The 4435-nt window shown below is 68.5% G+C and carries 4 protein-coding genes; 3 read left to right on the top strand and 1 reads right to left on the bottom strand.

The features are described from left to right. Together QH470_RS13265 and QH470_RS13270 are read left to right on the top strand one after the other, a co-directional pair. A partial coding sequence (locus tag QH470_RS13265; protein WP_280272638.1) for a hypothetical protein occupies positions 1–399 on the top strand: 399 nt, incomplete at its 5' end. A gap of 166 nt (positions 400–565) precedes the next feature. Continuing rightward, positions 566–1114 carry an NUDIX domain-containing protein gene (locus QH470_RS13270; protein ID WP_280272639.1) on the top strand — a complete coding sequence of 183 codons (549 nt, stop codon included), beginning with the start codon at positions 566–568 and terminating at the stop codon, positions 1112–1114. A gap of 47 nt (positions 1115–1161) precedes the next feature. Here the strand turns inward: QH470_RS13270 and QH470_RS13275 are convergent, their stop codons facing one another. Then, positions 1162–2286, bottom strand: coding sequence for a S1C family serine protease (locus QH470_RS13275; protein WP_280272640.1), 1125 nt, complete (start codon positions 2284–2286; stop codon positions 1162–1164). Positions 2287–2491: 205 nt separating this feature from the next. Between QH470_RS13275 and QH470_RS13280 the strand changes: the two genes are divergently transcribed. Then, positions 2492–4288: a molybdopterin-dependent oxidoreductase gene (locus QH470_RS13280; RefSeq protein WP_280272641.1), complete on the top strand. Its 1797-nt coding sequence runs from the start codon at positions 2492–2494 to the stop codon at positions 4286–4288. Positions 4289–4435 lie beyond the last annotated feature (147 nt).

Raw genomic sequence — 4435 nt, forward strand, 5'->3', positions numbered from 1 at the left:
GCGCCGGACGAGCTGCGGTTCGCCGTCGGGCTACGGCACGGGCGCGACGGTCGCGCCGTCCGGGCCGCGAGCGCCACCGTCACCGTGGTGCTGCGCACCGATCTGCGGGGCGGCCCTCCGGCGGGGTGGCGCGACCCCCGCTCCGGTCCAGAAGTCGTGCCGTATCGCATTCCACAACGGCGCGAGCTGCGGCCACCGCTGCCGCGCTTGCACCAAGTCCAGGTGGTCACCCGGCGCGAGAGTCACCACCTCCGAACGATCGCTGATGGCGTCTATGCCGACTACGAGGATCTGCTGGCGGGCCGGGTCGCGCCGCCAGGTCACCCGCAACCCATTGCATTCGGTGTGATGCACGTCGGCGGACACGGCGCACTCACCACCATGCGGCCGGGGTTGTAGCCAAGAACGTATGCTGCCGAACTGCTGATGGAGCCGTATAGTTCTGTAGCACTCGTCCGTGAATTTCTCGAATGTCTGGACGATGCGTTGCGTCAGCGACTGTGGTTGTCGCGGAGGCTGGGAAGAGATGTGCCCGAATTTCCATTGTCCTCTACCAAAGGGTGACATGAATTCCGACACGCCGCTATATAAACGTGACCCCCAAGCATGGCGGGAATATCTCGCAGAGGGCAATGCGAAGCAGCCGCGTAAGCGTGTAGGAGCGGACGCAATTATTCGGGATGGACGCGGCCGTTTCCTGTTGGTCGACCCGAAGTACAAGCCTGATTGGGATATCCCCGGTGGTATGGCGGAGGCAAACGAACCACCGATCGACGCCGTGCGACGAGAATTGAACGAGGAACTTGGACTGCATCTGCCGACTACCGGAATGGCGCTGTTGTGCCTGGACTGGGTCTCGCCACACGGGGTGTGGGACGACTCGTTGATGTTCGTATTCGATGCCGGAACGCTTACCGGTGACCAGATAGAGGGGCTGTACCTCGCGGATTCCGAGCTTGCAGCGTTCGAATTCTGCACGCCGGAACAAGCGCGACGGCGGCTACGGCCCTATATTTGGTCGCGCGTGAGCGCCGCTTTAAGAGCTGCGGAAGGGAACCGCGTCGCGTACCTTCACGACGGCGTACCCATCTCGAATCAGATTGGCGAAGTTTAGGCTGGTAGGAAGCAACCGAGCTTTTGCAAGATAACCTGAATCCGATTTCATCCTACCGGGCCTTCGGCCAGTTCGACCTTGGCGTTCTGGGTTTGTCCGGTGCGGTCGATCCAGGTGACGTTCACGTTGTCGCCGGGATGGTGCTTGTCCATCGTCGCGATCAGGGCGTTGGCCGAGTCGATGCGGTCGCCGTCGATTCCGGTGATCACCGTGCCGGGGGCCAGTCCGAGCTGGTCGGCGGGACCGCCGCGGACGATATTGCGGACCAGTGCGCCGGCGCCGTTCGCATCGCTGACCGTGAGGCCGAGGAAGGCCGTCGGGCCGATGTGCACGGTGCCGGAAGCCGTCCCGGCCTGAATCTGCTCGGCGATGGTGAGCGCCTTGTTGATCGGGATGGCGAAGCCCTGACCACCGCCCGCGCCGAGCCGGAATCCCTGCGAGGCCGCGGTATTGACGCCGATGACCTGGCCCGAGTCGTTCACCAGCGGCCCGCCGGAATCGCCGGGCTGGATATTCGCCGCGACCTGGATCAGGCCGGTCAATTGTTCTGAGCTGCCGGAGGATTCGTCGCTCGCGGTGATGGAGCGGTTCAGCGCGGTCACCTTGCCGCCCGCCGCGGTCGGGCTGCCCGTGCCACCGGCATTGCCGACGCCGACGATCTCGTCGCCCACCGCGACCTTGTCGGAATCACCGAGTGGGGCCGTCGGCAGGCCGGACGCGCCGGACAGTCGCAGTACCGCCAGATCGTTCGTGCGGTCGTAGCCGAGCACCGCGGCGTCGTAGGTCCGGCCGTTGGCCAGGCTGGTCACCTCGATGGCGGTGGCGCCCTCGACCACGTGGTTGTTGGTCAGCACGGTGCCGTCGGAGGTGAGCACGATCCCGGTGCCCGCGCCGCCCCCGCCCTGCAGACCGAGCTGGGTATTCACCGTGACGATGCCCGGGACGACCTTTTGCGCCGCCTCGCCGAGATCGGCCTTGCTCTGCGCGTCGAAGGCCTGCATCACATCGCCCGACTGGGCCGGTGGCGCGGCCGGGACGTGCTGCGACGTCTCGAAGCGCGCGGCGACGAACCCGATGGCGACGGCCAGAGCCAGCACGATGGCGGCCACGACGGTGAAGTTCAGGCCGTGCCTGCGGGGTGGCCGCGGCGGTTCATAGGGATGCAAGGTCATCACGTCCTCGTATGGTCAATGCCTCTGTATCCATTAAGCGCGCGATTCCTGAGAGCCCGCTGGGTTGTGGCCGTGGAACTGGCAACGTGCGCGACCTCACGTTCGGGGTACCCGGTTCCCCGAGGTTCTGACGAATGTGTGACGTCGCGGTCCGCTGCCCGCTTTCCGCCCGCTCGGTCGCGGGAAACCGCAGTACGCTCGCGCTATGACCGGATCTGGGCTGCGGGCGGCCGGTGGCGTGGTGGCCGCCGGGCTGGCGCTGGGCGTCGCCGAACTGGTGTCGGCGGCGATCGATCCGGGCAGCGCGCCCTTGGCGGCGCTCGGCTCGACGGTCGTGGACCGCACGCCGGACCGGGTCCGCGAATGGGCCATCGACACCTTCGGCACCAACGACAAGCTGGTGCTGTTCGTGTCGATGGGTCTTGTCGCGCTCGGCGTCGCGGCACTCGCCGGTCGACTGGAGCGGACCGATCGCCCGATCGGATCCGTCCTGTTCGCACTCTTCGGCGTAGTCGCCGCGGTCGCGGCGATAAATCGGCCGCCTGCGTCCTGGACCTGGTCCCTGCCCACAATGATCGGTGTCGCACTTGGAATAGCCATGCTGCGCTGGACAATTCGACGCAGCGAGGCTCTGGAGGGCACCCCGGCGGCGTCAGCGGCAGGTGGCCACGATGAGCCGGGGGCCTCGGGTGTCGGTGAGTCTGCGGAGAGCGTTACTTCGGCTGATGCGGAGGCGGGTGCCTCGTCGGCGGAGGGCGGGAGTGTTGCCGGTGCCGGGCGGGACGACGGTGCATTTTCCGGCGCCGTTGGTGAGGCGGGTGGGGTAGCGAGGGCGGCGGGTATTGCGTCAGGGCGGGACGAGGAGCGGGCACGCGCTGCTCGAGGCATGGAAAGTGCTACGGCGACAACGGGTTCCGGCGGGAGCGGTCGGGAGATGGGACGTCGGCAGGTGGTGCGCGGGATAGTCGGTGTGGCGGTGCTCGCGGGTGCGGCGGGGGTGGCGGGACGGCTGTTGGGGGTTCGGGCGCATAGTGTTTCGGGTGAACGGGCGGCGGTGGAGTTGCCCGCGCCGCCGGTCGCCGGGCCGCCGGTCGATCCCGCCGCGGACCTCAGGATCCCGGGGATCACGCCGTATCTCACGCCCAACAGCGACTTCTACCGGATCGATACCGCGCTGGTGGTGCCGCAGGTCAGCACCGAGACCTGGTCGCTGCGGATCCACGGCATGGTCGAACGCGAAATCCGGCTCGGTTACGCCGATCTCGCGCGGCGCACGCCGGTCGAGCGGCTGGTGACGCTCGCCTGCGTGTCGAATCCGGTGGGCGGCGACCTGATCGGCAACGCCCGCTGGCTCGGCTACCGCCTGGACGAACTACTCGCCGAAGCGCGGCCGCACCCCGACGCGGACATGGTGCTCTCCCGCAGCGCCGACGGCTTCACCGCGGGCAGCCCGCTCGCCGCCCTCACCGACGGCCGCGATGCCCTGCTCGCCGTCGGCATGAACGGCGAACCGCTCCCGGTCCGGCACGGCTACCCGGCCCGGCTGGTGGTCCCGGGCCTGTACGGATACGTGTCCGCCACCAAGTGGGTCACCGAGCTGGAGATCACGAGATTCGACCGGGCACAGGCATATTGGACCAAACGGGGCTGGTCGGCCCTCGGCCCGATCAAAACCGGCACTCGTATCGACACCCCCCGCGTGGGCGCCCGGGTGAGCGCGGGCCGCATCCCCGTCGCCGGTGTCGCCTGGGCCCAGCACCGCGGCATCACCGCCGTCGAGGTCCGAATAGACGACGGCCCATGGCAACCCGCCCGCCTCGCCGCCGAACCCTCCCTCGACACCTGGCGCCAGTGGGTCTACGACTGGGACGCCACCCCCGGCCCCCACACCCTCCGAGCCCGAGCCACCGACGGCACCGGCGAGCTCCAAACCTCCGAACTCCGCGACGTCATCCCCGACGGCGCCACCGGCTACCCGAACGTCACCATCCGAGTGACCTGACCTGGTGACTTCGACACCGATTTCGAATTGGTGATCGAAATGCCCATTGCGGCGCAAGCACGTGGGGGGGGGGGGGGGGGGGGGGGGGGGGGGGGGGGGGGGGGGGGGGGGGGGGGGGGGGGGGGGGGGGGGGGGGGGGGGGGGGGG

Origin of the sequence: Nocardia wallacei (genome assembly GCF_029868745.1) — a bacterium.
In the GTDB taxonomy this organism is placed as follows: Bacteria; Actinomycetota; Actinomycetes; order Mycobacteriales; family Mycobacteriaceae; genus Nocardia; species Nocardia wallacei_B.

Bases quoted from the DNA above. Each gene is read 5' to 3' on its own strand.
- QH470_RS13275 (WP_280272640.1), bottom strand. From the start codon at position 2,286: ATGACCTTGCATCCCTATGAACCGCCGCGGCCACCCCGCAGGCACGGC.
- QH470_RS13270 (WP_280272639.1), top strand. From the start codon at position 566: ATGAATTCCGACACGCCGCTATATAAACGTGACCCCCAAGCATGGCGG.
- QH470_RS13280 (WP_280272641.1), top strand. From the start codon at position 2,492: ATGACCGGATCTGGGCTGCGGGCGGCCGGTGGCGTGGTGGCCGCCGGG.